The 15,929-nt window shown below is 36.0% G+C and carries 16 protein-coding genes and 2 pseudogenes; 10 read left to right on the forward strand and 8 right to left on the reverse strand.

The window, feature by feature from the left end; translation table 11 throughout:
* Window positions 1–209: 209 nt before the first annotated feature.
* Window positions 210–1,094 (reverse strand): iron-hydroxamate ABC transporter substrate-binding protein, encoded by an 885-nt coding sequence (locus ACIROD_RS18160; RefSeq protein ID WP_397314750.1) that lies wholly within the window; start codon window positions 1,092–1,094, stop codon window positions 210–212.
* Here ACIROD_RS18160 and ACIROD_RS18165 point away from each other — a divergent pair.
* Together ACIROD_RS18165 and ACIROD_RS18170 are read left to right on the forward strand one after the other, a co-directional pair.
* Complete coding sequence (locus ACIROD_RS18165; protein ID WP_353616210.1) at window positions 1,060–1,161, forward strand: hypothetical protein; 102 nt, start codon at window positions 1,060–1,062, stop codon at window positions 1,159–1,161. The genes ACIROD_RS18160 and ACIROD_RS18165 overlap by 35 nt on opposite strands.
* A gap of 549 nt (window positions 1,162–1,710) precedes the next feature.
* Window positions 1,711–1,923 carry an MBL fold metallo-hydrolase gene (locus ACIROD_RS18170; RefSeq protein ID WP_260357577.1) on the forward strand — a complete coding sequence of 71 codons (213 nt, stop codon included), beginning with the start codon at window positions 1,711–1,713 and terminating at the stop codon, window positions 1,921–1,923.
* Between the two features lie 366 nt (window positions 1,924–2,289).
* Here ACIROD_RS18170 and ACIROD_RS18175 read toward each other — a convergent pair whose 3' ends face one another.
* The 3 genes from ACIROD_RS18175 to ACIROD_RS18185 all read right to left on the reverse strand — a co-directional run bounded on the left by ACIROD_RS18175 (window position 2,290) and on the right by ACIROD_RS18185 (window position 4,904).
* Window positions 2,290–2,535: a ribbon-helix-helix domain-containing protein gene (locus tag ACIROD_RS18175; protein WP_252297950.1), complete on the reverse strand. Its 246-nt coding sequence runs from the start codon at window positions 2,533–2,535 to the stop codon at window positions 2,290–2,292.
* Between the two features lie 316 nt (window positions 2,536–2,851).
* Window positions 2,852–4,063, reverse strand: a complete 1,212-nt coding sequence (locus ACIROD_RS18180) for a SpoIIE family protein phosphatase (protein WP_402942689.1) — start codon at window positions 4,061–4,063, stop codon at window positions 2,852–2,854.
* 22 nt (window positions 4,064–4,085) lie between these two features.
* Window positions 4,086–4,904 carry an alpha/beta fold hydrolase gene (locus tag ACIROD_RS18185; RefSeq protein WP_402942692.1) on the reverse strand — a complete coding sequence of 273 codons (819 nt, stop codon included), beginning with the start codon at window positions 4,902–4,904 and terminating at the stop codon, window positions 4,086–4,088.
* 931 nt (window positions 4,905–5,835) lie between these two features.
* Between ACIROD_RS18185 and ACIROD_RS18190 the strand changes: the two genes are divergently transcribed.
* The 5 genes and pseudogenes from ACIROD_RS18190 (at window position 5,836) to ACIROD_RS18210 (ending at window position 10,490) form a co-directional block, all read left to right on the forward strand.
* Complete coding sequence (locus ACIROD_RS18190; RefSeq protein WP_230176344.1) at window positions 5,836–6,045, forward strand: hypothetical protein; 210 nt, start codon at window positions 5,836–5,838, stop codon at window positions 6,043–6,045.
* A gap of 157 nt (window positions 6,046–6,202) precedes the next feature.
* On the forward strand, window positions 6,203–7,165 hold the full coding sequence (locus ACIROD_RS18195) for a peptidoglycan-binding protein (RefSeq protein WP_260357580.1): 963 nt from the start codon (window positions 6,203–6,205) through the stop codon (window positions 7,163–7,165).
* Between the two features lie 155 nt (window positions 7,166–7,320).
* A pseudogene (locus tag ACIROD_RS18200) lies at window positions 7,321–7,386 on the forward strand (peptidoglycan-binding domain-containing protein); the annotation flags it as partial.
* Window positions 7,387–7,588: 202 nt separating this feature from the next.
* Complete coding sequence (locus tag ACIROD_RS18205; RefSeq protein ID WP_402942697.1) at window positions 7,589–8,506, forward strand: acyltransferase; 918 nt, start codon at window positions 7,589–7,591, stop codon at window positions 8,504–8,506.
* A 385-nt stretch (window positions 8,507–8,891) separates the two neighbouring features.
* Window positions 8,892–10,490, forward strand: coding sequence for a phosphodiester glycosidase family protein (locus ACIROD_RS18210; RefSeq protein ID WP_402942700.1), 1,599 nt, complete (start codon window positions 8,892–8,894; stop codon window positions 10,488–10,490).
* A gap of 265 nt (window positions 10,491–10,755) precedes the next feature.
* Here the strand turns inward: ACIROD_RS18210 and ACIROD_RS18215 are convergent, their stop codons facing one another.
* The 4 genes and pseudogenes from ACIROD_RS18215 to ACIROD_RS18230 form a co-directional block, all read right to left on the reverse strand.
* Window positions 10,756–11,340, reverse strand: a complete 585-nt coding sequence (locus ACIROD_RS18215; protein ID WP_402942703.1) for a TetR/AcrR family transcriptional regulator — start codon at window positions 11,338–11,340, stop codon at window positions 10,756–10,758.
* 7 nt (window positions 11,341–11,347) lie between these two features.
* Window positions 11,348–11,899, reverse strand: a complete 552-nt coding sequence (locus ACIROD_RS18220; RefSeq protein ID WP_402942706.1) for an alpha/beta hydrolase — start codon at window positions 11,897–11,899, stop codon at window positions 11,348–11,350.
* Entirely contained in the window at window positions 11,899–12,099 is a 201-nt protein-coding gene (locus tag ACIROD_RS18225) for an alpha/beta fold hydrolase (RefSeq protein ID WP_402942709.1), read from the reverse strand. Before ACIROD_RS18225 ends, ACIROD_RS18220 begins: the two co-directional genes overlap by 1 nt.
* A 318-nt stretch (window positions 12,100–12,417) precedes the next feature.
* Window positions 12,418–12,507, reverse strand: a pseudogene (locus ACIROD_RS18230) (DUF3898 domain-containing protein); the annotation flags it as partial.
* A gap of 259 nt (window positions 12,508–12,766) precedes the next feature.
* On the opposite strand from ACIROD_RS18230, the gene ACIROD_RS18235 reads away from it, so the two are divergent.
* The 3 genes from ACIROD_RS18235 (at window position 12,767) to ACIROD_RS18245 (ending at window position 15,796) form a co-directional block, all read left to right on the forward strand.
* Window positions 12,767–13,663, forward strand: coding sequence for a R2-like ligand-binding oxidase (locus tag ACIROD_RS18235; RefSeq protein ID WP_402942712.1), 897 nt, complete (start codon window positions 12,767–12,769; stop codon window positions 13,661–13,663).
* Between the two features lie 551 nt (window positions 13,664–14,214).
* Entirely contained in the window at window positions 14,215–14,451 is a 237-nt protein-coding gene (locus tag ACIROD_RS18240) for a hypothetical protein (RefSeq protein ID WP_101221999.1), read from the forward strand.
* A 466-nt stretch (window positions 14,452–14,917) separates the two neighbouring features.
* Window positions 14,918–15,796 carry a YitT family protein gene (locus tag ACIROD_RS18245; protein WP_230176572.1) on the forward strand — a complete coding sequence of 293 codons (879 nt, stop codon included), beginning with the start codon at window positions 14,918–14,920 and terminating at the stop codon, window positions 15,794–15,796.
* The last annotated feature ends 133 nt before the right edge of the window (window positions 15,797–15,929 follow it).

Below are 15,929 nucleotides of genomic sequence, written 5' to 3' on the forward strand. Positions count from 1 at the left end.
AAGAAAGAATAATGGAGGATAAGAAAAGCTTGATTTTGTGTGACCTTAACGGTAAAGTTTAGGTCTTTTCATTGTTGATATGAATATCAGTTAGATTTAACACTTGAGTGCCTTTTAGGTAACAGTTTCTTTTTATTATTCTGAGAAGCAATTCAAGTATAAAACACATTCAAAAAGGAATTCTCATTTAAAGAATTCCTTTTTGCATATTATTTGTCAAGAAATGATTTTTCGAAAAATTCCAGAAGATGCTCTAGAGTGATTGGATCACTGTAAGTGGATGCTTTACTATTTATTTCAAATATACGATCGTTCTTAACTGCAGGTATATTTTTCCACGTTTCGGTCTCCACAAATGAGTTAACCACATCTGGGTTTTTACTAAAGATAATATAATCTCCAGTATACTCAGGAAGCACTTCAGATGAGAGTACATAAATGCCGGATTTAAGTGCCTTTTCTTTTACTTTTTCAGGCATTTTCAAATCCATTGCTTGATATAATATTTCAGTTCCGCGTGCATAGTTATTTCCAAATACATAAAACTCCTTAGCATCATTTTCAATCACAGAAACGGTTGCATCTTCACCAATTTTTGCACGTATCGCTTTTCCTGCGGATTCTGCACGCGTTTCGAAATCATTAACCCATTCTTTTGCTTCCTTTTCTTTATTTAAGAGTTTTCCGATTTCTATTTGCTGTGATAAATAATCTAATTTTCCCCAAGTGAATACTACAGTTGGGGCAATTTCATTTAGCTTTCCAATATTTTTCATTTCGGATCCCGCTATGATTAGATCCGGTTCCAGTTCAATGATTTTCTCGAGGTTATCTTCTGATACGACTTCCACTCCCTTTAGTCTTTCTTTAAAAAGGGGATTCATATTAGTCCATTGGTCTATCCCAACGACATTACCTTCTAAAGCCAATACATTAGGTCCATTAGAGAGAGCAATTATTCTTTTTGGTTTTTTAGGAATCTCAATAGGGCCAGTTTCAGATTGATATGTAACTGTTTCTTTTTTAGCCTTGGATGCATTATTTTCGTTCGCTGTCTCTTTGCTCCCACAGGCACTAAGAATAAGTACGAACAAGAGTAGGAAGGGGATGAATAGCTTTTTCATTCTGATTTTGCTCCTTATTAATTATAGAGTAGGTTAAAAACATACCAAAAAATGTCTAATTAATAATGATATTCATTTTCAGTGACTACATCAATATATTAATAGTAATGATAATCATTGTCAATAACTTTCGCCAGATGGCTAAACTCTGTGTACTACAAATTGCGGTGTTCGCAATCATCATTTTATGCCTGCGTCGTTAAATACTTGATGTTGAAGTCTTCCGTTAAATTTTGATTAATCTATAATATTCAATTTGATAAGTAATTGTTTACATAACTATATTATGGTCTAATCGTTGAGAGGTCATATATATTCAAACTAAAATTTGGAAGTGTATATAATTCTATAAATATAGTATAGAAAAGAGGAATTATATGAAAGTTAAAAAAAGGATTTTTAATAATCGTGTTAGCAAGTTTTTGTCTTTTATTACTAAACATTTCGACACCGGCTTCAGCTCATGTGAGCAAATCAAAAAAACGGTATTAACGAGTGAAGATGGATCAATAATATTAACTCAAATAAAAAAGGATGTATGGGTTCATACAACATACGGAAATACAAGGTAATAAGGTCGGTGCGAATGGCCTTATTATTTGGTGATATGATTTTTGCACTGAAACAAAAGAATTCTGGAATCATTGATGAAGCTAACATGGAAGCTTTGCCAAATACGATGAAGAATTTAATGTATGTTTATAATGATGCGAAGATTGTTATTCCTGGCCATAAAACTTGGGGAGATTTCAGTTTGCTTCCACATACATTGGAAATTGTCCAGAATCATGGAAAATGAATTAATTAATTCTCATTCACTTCTAATCTTTAAGCAACTTGTCCACACCTTCCATCAGTCCATGCATATACAAGAGTAAGGAGGGTGTTAGTATGCAGATAAATTGTTGTTATGAAGAAAAATGTTTTGAGAACAATGACCCAAGTACAGTATGGTTTCCTGGAAAGCGTTGTAAATGTAAGTGCAAATGCAAAAAAAACAGGCGCCGTTTTTATTAATCACTAAATGAATGACTGGACATAAGTTGTTCAACAGAGGCAGGCCTAGTGGCTGCCTTTTTTATTTGGACTTGAAGTTGATGGTGAGTAATGCTCTGAAATATAAAAGCTTAAAAACACTCAACCGTGATGGCTGAGTGTTTTTAAGCTAGTCTTTCTTAAGGATCTGCCTGCTTTGCTGAATGATTTCATTATTTTTATTAATCGCTTCAACATTGTTTAATTTAACATGGTCATTGATCAATTCATTGTCTTCCATATATTCAAGTAACAGTTCGACGGATTTATCCAATAATCTTTCCAGTGGGATTTCCCTTTCTTCTGCCAAACGAGTGAGCCGCATGTTTAAATGAGAAGCGAGTGAAGAAACGAATGGATCTCTACCTTCGTTCATTTGCCATGCCCCCTTCCTCTTTAATAGCTTCATTATATTATGGAAATGATTGGAAGGTAAATGGGGCAAAATTAATGAAAAGCTGGTTAGATCGATTGAAAGTGTGCTGGTAGCTGGATGATTTTTGATAGTTATTTTTCATAAAAAATAGAAGCTACCCAAAATAGATAGCTCCTCATTTGTTTTATTTTATGACAATTACAAAACTGGTCCATTAAGACTCTCGGTTTTCGAACCGACTAAATTAGTATCTATTACCTGAAGTCCCAAGAAATTGAACAGCAGTTTATGTAACGGATAGCACAACCCGAAAGTCTTATTTTAGTTTAACCAAAATAAGACTTTGGTCATCTTTACGTTGGTCAGTGTCCTCTTCATTTCTAAGCGATTGTATAATTTCCTCTTTAAGTGTAGATAAAGGGGCAGCCGAATATGTCTTTAACAATGAGCATAAACGGTTTGAACCTAGAGGTTCTTCAACTCCATCTGTATAAAGGCACAGCTTACTGTCCTTATTGTATGTAAGGGTATTTGTTTTAAAAATAATTTCTTCAAACATCCCGAGTGGAGGCCGATTAGAACGCAACTGATATTGTTTTCCGTTTATATCCTGTAAAAGAACGGAAGGATGGCCTGCATTGATATAATTAATTTCTCTCTTATCAGTATCGATTAAAAGGTAGACGGCTGTGCAGTAATGCCAAGTTTCACTTGTGTTTTTGAATAAAGAATGAAGGTGATCATCTAATTCCTTCATCACAGTTTTCACTTCAGAACCTTTTAAAATTAATCTCTGAAATATGGAATGAAGTGACATGGTTATGAGAGCTGAAGAAAGACCGTGCCCCATCACATCAAGTAGGATAAGTCCATACCGTTGGGCGTCAATTTGATAAAATCCATATAGATCACCTGATAATTGATTGGAGCCTTTATAATATGCTTGAATTTCAAGATGTTCATTAATAATAGGAACTGGTAATAATGTCTCTTGGATTTTTTTGGCAAGACCCAGTTCTCTTTCTGTATCTACTTTGTATTTTTCGTTTTTTTCGTTTAATTCACTAAGTTTATCCTTTTGAACTTTCATCGTTTCATGAGCATTCTCTAAATCAGAATAAGCCTTATTCATAGCATTTAGAGCTGTCACTGCCTCTTTTTTCGCTATAAGAAGCTCATTTTCTAATTCGTTTCTTTTTCGCATTGGAATCACCACACACTCAATAATAGTTCTTCCATCACGCTCTCTTTGAACAGCGTTTAGTAACACAGGTATTTCTTCATCGTCTTCAGACTTTAAGGATATGTATATTTCCTCAATCTGATTTTCTAACTTGATCAGAGGAACCAGATAAAGCTGATGAAAGAGTATAGCAGAAGCCGAAAGGATAAAATTAATAGGCTGCCCTTGCAATTGATCGAGATTATACCCCATTAATTTAAGTAAGGTTTGATTAACGGATAAAATATCATCTTCTTCTGATAAAGTAAAATATCCGCAGGGTGCCTCATTCAGTTGTTCATTCACAAAAATTCACACCCATCTCTATCTATAAATCGTTTGTCGGAAATTCATCCAAAAACTGTCTAATTAAGAATATCGTCTCTTCAGGATGACTCATATGTGGACAGTGTCCTGTTGCTTTCATCACTTTCAATGTACTATCAGGAAGATGCTTATGAATATATTCTCCTACTGCTGACGGAGCAATAACATCTTCTGAACATTGCAAAATGAGTGATGGTACTTTTACTTTTGGTAAGTCTTTACGGTTGTCTGCAAAAAAGGTAACCTCCGCAAATTGTCGAGCGATAATAGGATCAGTAGAGCAAAAACGATTCTCTAGATCCCGTTTAAGCTCTGGCCGATCTGGATTATTCATTACCGTTCCAGCAAAGGCGGTTGCCCAGCCTATATAATTTTTGTCCATCATATCAATCAATCCTAAAAGTTGTTCTTTTTCGAATCCCCCGTAATAATCAGGCAGATTCAGGTAGCAAGGAGAAGGACCAACCAGAACAAGTTTAGAAAAATATTCAGGATGTTTAATTGACGCCAGCATGCCAATCACACATCCAACAGAGTGTCCAACAAATATAGCATCTTTTAGGTCTAATGCGGAACAAACATCAAGTACGTCTTGTGCATACCCTTCAAGAGTACTGTATCTTTCCACGTTATATGCCTGTATATCTGAATTACCTGACCCAACATAGTCAAATAGGATAATTTGGTATTCATCTTCAAAGTCTTTTGCAACTGATTGCCAGACATTTTGATCACAACCAAAACCTGGAGCAAATATCATTGGTCGTGTACCACTTCCTTTAAACTTTACATTATTACGCAATAAAATATTGGGATTCATAATTAGCTCCTTCAATAGAAGATATACTTACTATATGTTAACACTAACCTTATTCGAATTAAAGAATTACACTTTAGTACTAAATCGGAGGAACTTATCTTTAACTTCACCAGGATTTACTTGAACTGGATTGTCTAAGCATCTATTTACCTTAAAAGTTCTGTCATCCTTGTACCATTGTAAGTAATGATCGGTTTTCATAGACTCACATTTGCTGGTCAGTGAGTATGAGGAACCCCATTATCTCCTCAAACCATCATATAAGATCTATTAATAAGCATGAAATAAACATCAATCTACTGATTTACAAAGGCAGTAAGATAAATTTACTTGCTTTAAAATGACTTGGAATCGGAGGAGATTGATACAATTCATGGAGTTTCAATACTTTAGGTAACTCTTAAAATTACGTATACACGAACTTCTTATACCCGGAAAAGGCTGACAATGTATAGGGGATCCACGAGGGATTTTTTTAATTAGATCGAAAGATATGGCCATGATGTGATTCATCCACTGTTCTAGGTGTACTTCTTTTTAGAAAACATTTTGTAGAGAGCAAAGATAAGTGGGGGTTAGAGAAGTATGTACTGATCATATGAAGTTCTTTAATTCAATTTATCTATTTTATAATCGTGAAAGAAACGCTACAAAAAATATATAACCCTAATTTATGTCTATATTTGAATAGATAAGATGGGGGTTTTTATAATGGTAATTTAAACTTCTCCCTTTTTCTGATTCAAATCCTTCAATATGGATTCACCCCATCTTTAAGAAATTTTCTGATGACTATTTGGAGATCATTAAAATATGGCTAGCTTCAGTTTTTTTTCGCAAAATAATTATTTAAATAAAAAATCAATATCGGACGCCTTCTTTATTTTTCCTGTATAATAATACTATATTTTACATTTGGGAGGAATTATTTATGGATCAAGCCAGTAGTTTAATAGGGCTTTTTGCAATCATACCGATTTTGTTCTATTTGGGACTTATTGTATTAAGTGTTTATTTCATAATTAAGATAATTAAATTCATCAATGCAAAGACAAGATTAGACCAAGAAAGAAATGAAAAGCTGGATGAGTTGATAAGGGTAATTGCTAAAGATAAAGAAGATCAAAATATGCCTTTATAATAGATTAAAAGCACAGCCCCATTTAGGGTTGTGCTTTTTTTATTTAAGAACCATGAACCTATACTAGGTCCTCATAAAAGGGCGTTTTTTTGTAACGTCAAGGTAGGTGTACAAGCAATTCCTAATTGGCACCATAACATATTAGGAGGTGATAAAATTGACAGTTAAATTAGAAACTTTATTGGATCGTTCAGAAAAGAATATGGGCAGCGGAATTCATCCAGTCGTAAAAGAATCGGCATTGGAAATGGTTAAGCGGGCATACCAAGAAGGAATTTTCGTGCAAATCAGCGCAGGTTATCGATCTATGGAAGAGCAAGCAAAGCTATATGGTCAAGGTCGCCTAGGATATATCTACGATGGTAAAAACTATAGTGATTTATCGAAACCGAGAGTGACCAACGCGAAGCCAGGTCAATCTTACCATAACTTTGGACTAGCCATTGATTATTTCATCGTCAGCGATGATGGAAAGAATGCAATATGGACGGTTGATACAAAATGGAAACGGGTAGCGGCAATTGGTAAATCCTTGGGCTTTTCATGGGGAGGGGATTGGTCAAGCTTTAAAGACTATCCGCACTTGGATATGACGGGCGGACTGACTTATTCTCAGTTAAAAGCGGGAGTGAAGCCTAGACTGGTATCAAAAGTGAATGGAACCACTCCACCAGCTACACAAGTCGAATTTGAAGTCATAGTAAAAGATACGCCAGCAAAGGACAGCGGCAATCAAACTATCAAGTCCATTCAAAGGACATTAAATAGCAGGTATACTGCAAAAATAGATGTTGATGGTTATTATGGTCCCAATACTAAAAAAGCGCTGATCAAGGGTTTTCAAACCGAATTGAATAAACAATATGGTGCAAAGGTTAATGTTGATGGAATATGGGGACCCCAAACAAAAGCAGCTTCACCTAATGTTAGGGAAGGGGCGGAAGGGAATATCACTTATATCCTTCAAGCTGCACTTTATTTGGAAGGGCATAATCCACATGGTATAGATGGTATCTTTGGAAGCGGAACGGAAATAGCGGTGAAGGCATTACAAAGGGCTAATGGATTATCTGCAGACGGGATCGCCGGTGAAAATACCTTCGCAAAATTATTTGGATGAAATATATGAAATGTAATAGAATATAATGCTTAAATGCAATTAGCTTAGCAAAAAAGCCCTTAAAATGAGGGCTTTTTTTGTATGAATAATAGCATTCATTAAAAGTGAATACTCCAATAATTTAAATATCGAGCTGATGATAGATTTAAGGTGAGGAAACGAAAGCAGCTGTGAAAGCTTATCAGAAGCGAAAAAGGTTAGTTGTTGACGGACAACTCTAAAAAAACCTTTACGTATCCTTTAATATCTCAATTTAAATAGTCATGACGTTTCCCAACCATTTCTGCAACTTCACGACTATCTACCAGCAATTGTTCATGGTGATTTACAACCTTTAATTCAATTACCCTTTTTCGGAAATCTGAAGGCTTCAACTTAACAGTTCCTCAGATTTTCTTATGCGGTCTTTGTGGTGAGCTAAAAATGATGTATAATGAAAGCGTTTTTAACACTTTGAAAGTGGGTATGGACAGCATGGAAAGCATTTCTAACATCTTGCATAAACCGGAAACAAATAATGAAATACACTTTATAGGAAATACCGAAGATGAGATTTCGTTTGTGAATAGTAAAATCAAATTTTGGGGTAAAGGAAATCGGTTAATCATTGAACGCGGAGCTGAATTTAAAAATGCAACGCTAAATTTTAATGGCAACAACTCGCTCATAATCATTGGGAAATCAAATCGCAATGCAACGATGAGCGTCAGTGTTTGGAATGATAATACATTTTTCCTTGGTCGCAACTATTCATTTAATGGTTTAGCGAGATTTATTCTCTCTGAGCAAAAGAATCTATTCATCGGTGATGATAATATGTTTTCAAGTGGTGTAGTCGTTCGTTTGGCAGATCCACATTTGATCTACGATGTAACAACTCAAAAACGGATAAATCCAACAAAGAGTGTGTACTTAGGTGACCACATTTGGATTGGACAGGACGTCATGATTCTAAAAGGAGTAGAAGTAGGTACAGGTTCAATTTTAGGTGCAAAGTCACTAGTGGCAAAATCCATCCCATCAAATGTAGCAGCTGCAGGAAGTCCTGCACGTGTGGTGCGGAAAAGTGTTTTTTGGGCACGACCATCTGTACATGCATATACTGAAAAAGAAACAGTTGAATCACAAAATTTCCCAGATGTCCGTTTTGTTTATACGCCAAAAGGCTCGACAGCGAAACATTTTGCGAAAATTGAAGAACAGCTTAATACCGCAATTTCTGTAGAGGAGAAGACTGACATCTTAACGCCTTATCTTAAAGTAACAAATAAGAATCGTTTCTATCTTCCTGTGCCTCCTGAGAAAAAGAAAACATTTTTCGATCGAATCTTTCGCAAATGAGGCAAGAAGTAAATGAATGAATTTATCTCAAAAAATAAAACAAAACTCTGAGTTGTTTTCGTTAACCACAGGGAAATTTTTTGTATAAAAATTTTTGGTCATTGATACACTTAACTTATTACAGACAACTCTACCTAAATGGAAAGCCCGAAAGGCTCTTCGTACAACTATTACATTTTTCTTCAAAGGAAACATTGTTATTTAAGTTATCAAAGTGAAGATGTCCTAAAAGTTATCCTTTCACAAATATGAATTGTAATATTTATCGAGTATTTATGCTCATTTTTGTTCACTTAAAATTGACTGAAATATAATAGTCTTTTTAATTTTCCATCATATTCCTCCAATAAAGTTAAAGCAGGACATAACTTTATTGGAGGAATAAATGAAAAAATTATGGAAAAAGCCCATTTTGCCTATCGCCACTATTAGTCTAGCATCTGTGATGATTGTAAATGCCATTCCAGAAACTCCAGTTCATGCAGAATTGAATGCTCAATTACATGTGAAGAATCATGTGCTTCCGTTAGGAACACCCAATTTGATTGAGCAAAGAACTTCCATGAATCCAGCACCAGGAGTGACGTATATCAATATCCATCGTGGTGAAGCATCTTCTAAAGACTATTTCACAGTGGATGTGGCATTTGTAAAAACAAAGAAGCAGGCAAAGATATTGTTGGGAAATTTAAAGAGAGATGGTTTCAAAAAAGCTCGTATCATAAGAGAAGCGGATCGGGCCATGGATGATGGGGAAAAAGGTCCACTTGGATACATTGTCCGCATTGGCCAATATCAGCTGGAAGCGGATGCAGCCGAAATGAGAAACAAGTTATCGGAAAAGGGATATTCGGGTCTACGGACTGTGTATACGGGAGAAGACGGAGAGAAAACAACAGGACCATGGGTAGTGAACGTCCTTGAAGTGGATCAGGATCGATTTCAAGGGCATGTGGAACCTGAATTGGCAAATGATACAGTGACAGGGAAAGAAACATTGACCAAAATCGCTGACAGAAATGATGCCATTGCAGGAGTTAATGCCGGATACTTTGTTGTAGGAGAGAAGGATGGAACACCAGGCGATCTTGCCGGTATATTCGCCAGCGAAGGTCAGCTTGTCAGTGAGGCGATAAATGGCCGTTCAGCTCTAATTTTATCTTCTGTTGAAGAGAAGGCAAACATTGCGTCCGTTTCAACGTCAATTCAGGCTACGTCATCTGATGGTGCGGTCAGGGAAGTGGATGGATTAAATCGGAAGCCAGGATTAATCCGCAATTGTGGCGGTGTTGGAGGAGATACGACAACAGAACGGGCGAAACATGATTTTACTTGTAATGATGAAAGTGAGCTTATCCAATATACGGCCGTATTTGGAGGAAAGACAGAATCGGGCGACGGTGTGGAAGTAGTCGTAAATCATGCCGGAGAAGTGACGGTAATTCGTAACCATCGCGGAGGAGTCATTCCGGGCAGTGGTTCTGTTCTAGCGGGAACAGGGGAGGCAGCAGAGTGGCTTCGTGACCATGCCCGACAAGGGATGAAGATTCAGGTGAAGAGTGAAATCATCGGGGATGCAAAGCTATTAAAATTAGACCAAACCACCAGCATGATTAATGGAGGTCCTCGTTTAATGGAAAAAGGGGAAATTTCCATTAATGCCGTAGAGGAAGGCTTTCACTGGGAAGAAAACCCTGGGTTTTATTATCGTTTTGGGGAGCGCCGTAATCCTAGAACGCTTGCAGGAATCAAAGAAAATGGCAATCTATTATTTGTCACCATCGATGGACGCGCACCCGGATGGAGTGTGGGAGCTAATTTTGAAGAAAGTGCGAAAATCATGAAATCATTAGGGGCAATCGATGCCATCAATCTAGACGGCGGCGGATCGACGACCATGACAGTTGGGGATGAGCGAGTCACAAGACCCTCTGATGCAGCAGGTGAACGCCCGATTGCCGACGGTATAATGTTAGTAGAATAGATGGGCAGAGATTAACGACTTCAATTATCAAATAAACTTAAAATCTCTTCAGATAGGTTTCTGAAGAGATTTTAAACGGAATCATCCGATCAAGATCACAAAGAAGTCAGCTATTAATTGTTTGAACTTCAGGCATAATATAAGGTCTAAAGATAATCATGGGGATTTTTTTTGTTGAAGAACCTTTTTACTGTATTTTAAGCGCTCGATTGTAGAAGTTCCTCATTTAATCTTTATTCAAGATATGACCTATTAAAACGGTAGACTAGCTACAAAACTCCCTTATAATCTGGTTCTTTATTTCTTCTACCGGAAACCCTTGTTGATATGTGGATATCATCAACATAATACCTTGCAGCACAGATGAAAAATATAACGATCGTTTCCTTGGTTCCTTTTCACCCATACTTTCAAATATTTTACATTGAAACTCAAATTGTCTAGCATTTTCTTCAATAATGAGATGACTGAATTTTATCAACTCTTCATCTGACTCTGGCTGAGTTTGAAGGTGTAGATAGAAGCGATGGATTTCCGGTTTTTGGTGGATATAATCAATGGCACCATTGATTATATATTCAAGCTGTTCACGAGGTGTATTTAAGGCGAACGCTACTTTCATGACTTCCACCACTTCCCTGATTCTGGCCTCGACCATTTCAGAAAGCAGTTCTTCTTTTCCTTTGTAATAATTATAGAGTAACCCTTTAGAAATACTCGCCTTCTTGGCTATATCGCTTATAGAAGTAGCGTAATATCCTTGTTTCATAAATAACTCCATGGCTGCAGTATGAATATTTTCTTTTGATGCTTGGCGAATACGGTCATTTTCTTCAGGTGTACGTGGCATTTTATTTTCAATCCTCCATAAAAGCAGTGAATTCTTCATATAAAACTTCAGAATGGGTGAGGGGCAGCATATGATCCGCATCCTTTATTTCGATGAATCCGATGTTTGGAACCTTACGGAAACAATCGGCAACTCGAAAATTGTCTGCCAAGTCCTTTTTGCCGATAAAAAATAAGGTTTCGGCGTTCAATGCTTCTAATCGTCCTATTGCTGGCGGCTGTGGCCATTTCATGCAGAAATCAGCGGGCCACTTAAGCATGCGCTCAAAATGATGTCTGAGCATTTGGACAGTGAGATTTTTGTGCGGACTATCGATTACCACCTGATATGTTGGTGAATGAAGGGCAAGCTCTAACATCTTATCTATATTGGGTGCACTTTCCAATATTCTGTCATGATATTGTCCAAACTCCTTTGAATAGGTAAAACCAGTTAAAGAAGGAGCAATTAACACAAGTTTCGATACTCTTTCAGGGAAATTAAGAGCGAAATCAGTTGCAATCTGCCCGCCCATGGAATGGCCAATAATCGTTGCCTGATGAAGTTCCAGGTAATTCATTAGTCCAGTACTTCGTCTACATAGTTTACATGTTTTATAGGGGATGGTGATTTACCGGCACCACGGCCATCAAAAGCAATAACTTTGTAATCCTTAGATAAAAGAGATGCTAAAAATGTCCATTGCCTCAAATCAGTCCCACCGCCATGAATAAGAACAACAGGACGACCATTGCCAGTAATCTCGAAATGTAAATCCAATGCAACCCCTCCATTTTTCACTGAATTTTCAGTTTTGTTTTATTATTGAATGAACGTTTAGTCAATAGAAAATGTAATCTAATTCCTAAAGATCTTAGATATTATTTACATTCCAAATAATGGCGCTAACCAATAAAAAAAGCAAAATAATTATTGCCCTATTATTGAACAAGCTGGGAAGGAAGCATAGTAATTTATACATTTATTTATAAATTCACCTTTGCAAAAGCCAATTCTAATCGGTTCCTAATTTGTTTATTTCCATTTTTCTATATCTTAATCTTACGTTACAGTGATTAAAACTGCCAAGCTTCATGCCAATTCTGCTTCAGGTGTATGCTCGACTAACTGGGCCGTGGCTTCGGTGACTTGGTGGGTCTAAAAGCGTTCCTGGATTTCCATCTCCTCAGGTTTTCTTATACGATCTTTGTGTTGAGCAAAAAATATTGCATAATGAACACATTTTTAACAATTTGAAAAAGTGGTATGAGAGGCGACTATTGATTTATTAATTGGTTTTATTACTTCTTATAGAGTGCAATACCCATTTGTGCAGAGCCCGTTATTCTCTTTTATTTTAATTTTTGCATCAGTCCTGAATTTGTCCATACGTATGATCCGCTTTTTGCATAAAATGGTAAATGTATAATTTGAAGGAGGACTATACTTGAGAAAGAAACTCTTAACGACGAGCTCGGAGGGTTTGATGGAAGATTCATATCCCTACCAGTTGTATCAAAAGGCAAAAAAGTTTGGAATTTGGAATCCCCAGGATATCAATTTCTCACAGGATCAAGAGGACTGGAAAACACTATCTGTTAAAGAAAAAGACTGGGTGCTGAAACTTCTCGCTCAATTTCAAGGAGGGGAAGAGGCGGTTACTCTTGACTTACTCCCATTGCTTAGGGTGATTGCGAGAGAAGGTAGATTGGAAGAAGAGATGTTCCTTACAACCTTTTTATGTGATGAAGCTAAACATACTGAATTCTTTCGACTGGTGTTAAATGCTATTGGTGAAAAAGGCGATCTTTCCCACTTGCATTCTGAAACCTATCGTAAGTTATTTTATGAAATTCTCCCCGAAACAATGGAACGGCTATGGCATGAACAAACCCCTGAGGTAATAGCTGACGCAGCTACAGTGTACAATATGTTTGCAGAAGGAGTGTTGGCGGAAACTGGATATAAATCATTTTACGATGTACTTAAAAAGATGGGTAAAATGCCCGGACTTTTAGAGGGCATTGACCACTTAAAGAAAGATGAATCAAGGCATATTGCATATGGAACATATCTTCTTCAGCGCTTGATTTGTGAACATCCTCATCTTTTTGACAGGGTGGTTAAGAAGCTTGAGGAATTGGCACCAATTTCTATCTCCTTAAATGCAGAGGGCGTTATTGGAGAAGGGGAAAAAGTAAAGGAATACCATTCTGATATTAAGAAATACTCAGAAAAACAGTTAATGGCAAGAATTGAAATCCTTGCACGGGCGAAGGGGCAGACAATCGAAGAAATTTATCGATCTGGAGGAAACTCAAAACTAAAAAAAGGTTCAGAATGACAGATTTAGAAATCACCAGTCAATATGATTGGTGATTTTTTTTAATGAAATTATCATTTTTTTACTTTTAAATGAAAAAATAAACAAAAATTATTTTTCGTGGTATAACTTGTGTTTTTCCCAATTGAAATTTGGAAGGGAGATGGACAGTTATGTTAATCGTTTTTTAGTATAAGTATTAGTAGGAGTGTTCACGTTTAGTAATATTAATATTTCTTTTGCAGAAGAAACAGATTGGGATTGAGCGGAGTTTGAGAGATTGAAATAATTAGATACCATTGAATTTCAAGGAGAAGCCGCATTCTAAAAGAGTACAACAAGTGAAGTTATATATATTCCCATGTATGAAGATGGAACAACTTTGGCTGTAAAGTAGTGGACAACTAAAGACAAAGACTCTAATCAAGTTCAGGTTCAATATGCTAAGAGTCATGATTCTAATAGTAGCACTAAGGATACGTCAACAAAATCCATAGGGTTGTAATTAACAAAACTAAACCAGCTAGGAGTACTCAATATTCCTTATCCTTTAAAAACTAGGAGTGAAGAAAATGAAAATAAAAAAATGCCAAAAATTCGTACAGTTAGACATAAGGAATTGGGATAATACAGAGTTAGTAGAAAGATTATATGAGATTTGTGAGACTAGTAAAGAGTATGAAAATGATGAAGTAGAGGTTCATCAGGTTGTGGACTTAGGGAAACTTAAAAACGAGTGGAGATATTTAATCATTCTTAATATTTCACAAGATTTGGATAACCTAGGAGCACCAGTAGACCATTATTAAAATCTAAAATAGCAATTAACTCTGCATCAATAATATCCTTTAGTGGCAACATCCTATCCTAATAAACAGACACAGATTCAGCATCAAAATTCCTTAATAAGTTATGTTTTAAGGAATCGATTAACTGATTCATCTAGACATTTATTCAATCTCTTTTGGTGATATGTTGCTCGCCTTCTAAGTGTTATTAATGCTTCTAGGTTCGGCATGCTTATATCTGTTATATAATGAGTTCCTATTTCCCTGAGTAGCATTGGAAAGGGTTCATCAGGTGTAACAAGTAACTTAAAACTGTTTTTCATTCATTTACCCTCACTTGAAAATGAGTATACATAAAAATTCATCCATGAAATGTTAAAGTAGGAACAAACTGTGCGGTAGGTTAGAACTTCTTTTATTTAAATTTATTTTTCCTGATTTGATATTAGGATATAATAGAAAAAAATGAATAAAAGGTGTGATTTTTCTGACGGAAGCACTAAAAAAGCAGCATAGAAAGTTATCTAGTTTGATAATTATCCAACGGACCATTCTTATTACAATTGGTGCTTTGCTAATGGCCACGGGATTGGAAATCTTTTTAATTCCCAACCATGTAATTGATGGTGGCATTACAGGTATTTCAATTATGCTTTCTCACATTACTGGGATAAAACTAGGAATCTTTCTTTTTCTATTGAATCTACCATTTGTATACCTGGGATATAAACAGTTCGGAAAAACTTTTGCTATATCTACTATATATGGAATTATAATGCTTTCCATTTTTGCAACATATTTTCATCCTATTCCACCCTTCACTGAAGATATCCTTCTTGCTACAATTTTTGGCGGCATTTTTTTAGGTGTAGGTGTAGGAATAGTAATTCGTAACGGTGGTGCACTTGATGGTACAGAAATACTTTCGATTGTAATAAGTAAAAAAGTGCCTTTTTCTGTTGGCGAAATTGTTATGTTCATCAATCTATTTATACTTGGTTCTGCCGGATTCGTTTACACATGGGATAGAGCTATGTATTCAATCTTAGCTTATGTAATAGCTGCTAAAGCCATTGACATTGTTATTACTGGAATGGAAGAAACAAAGTCAGTATGGATAATTAGCGATGAGGCAAGAGAGATAGGTGATGCAATCAATAGTCGCTTAGGACGGGGTGTGACATACTTAAATGGTGAAGGTGCCTTTTCTGGAGAGGACAAGAAGGTTATTTTCTGTATAATTACCAGACTTGAAGAATCTAAGTTAACTACTATTGTTGAAGAGATTGACCCTTCATCCTTCTTAGCAATAGCAAATATTGCAGAAGTACGTGGAGGACGGTTCAAAAAGAGAGATATTCATTAATTTATAAAATAATACTTATTAACAGGGCCAACATTTTGATGCTGGCTTTTGTTTATGTTTTTTAATCTGTAGTAAGACTATTCACATGGGAATCTTCTGTAGTTCCTAAACATATATTCACAGAACTTGGGTC

The sequence above is a fragment of the Peribacillus sp. NPDC101481 genome (assembly GCF_044767165.1).
In the GTDB taxonomy this organism is placed as follows: Bacteria; Bacillota; Bacilli; order Bacillales; family DSM-1321; genus Peribacillus.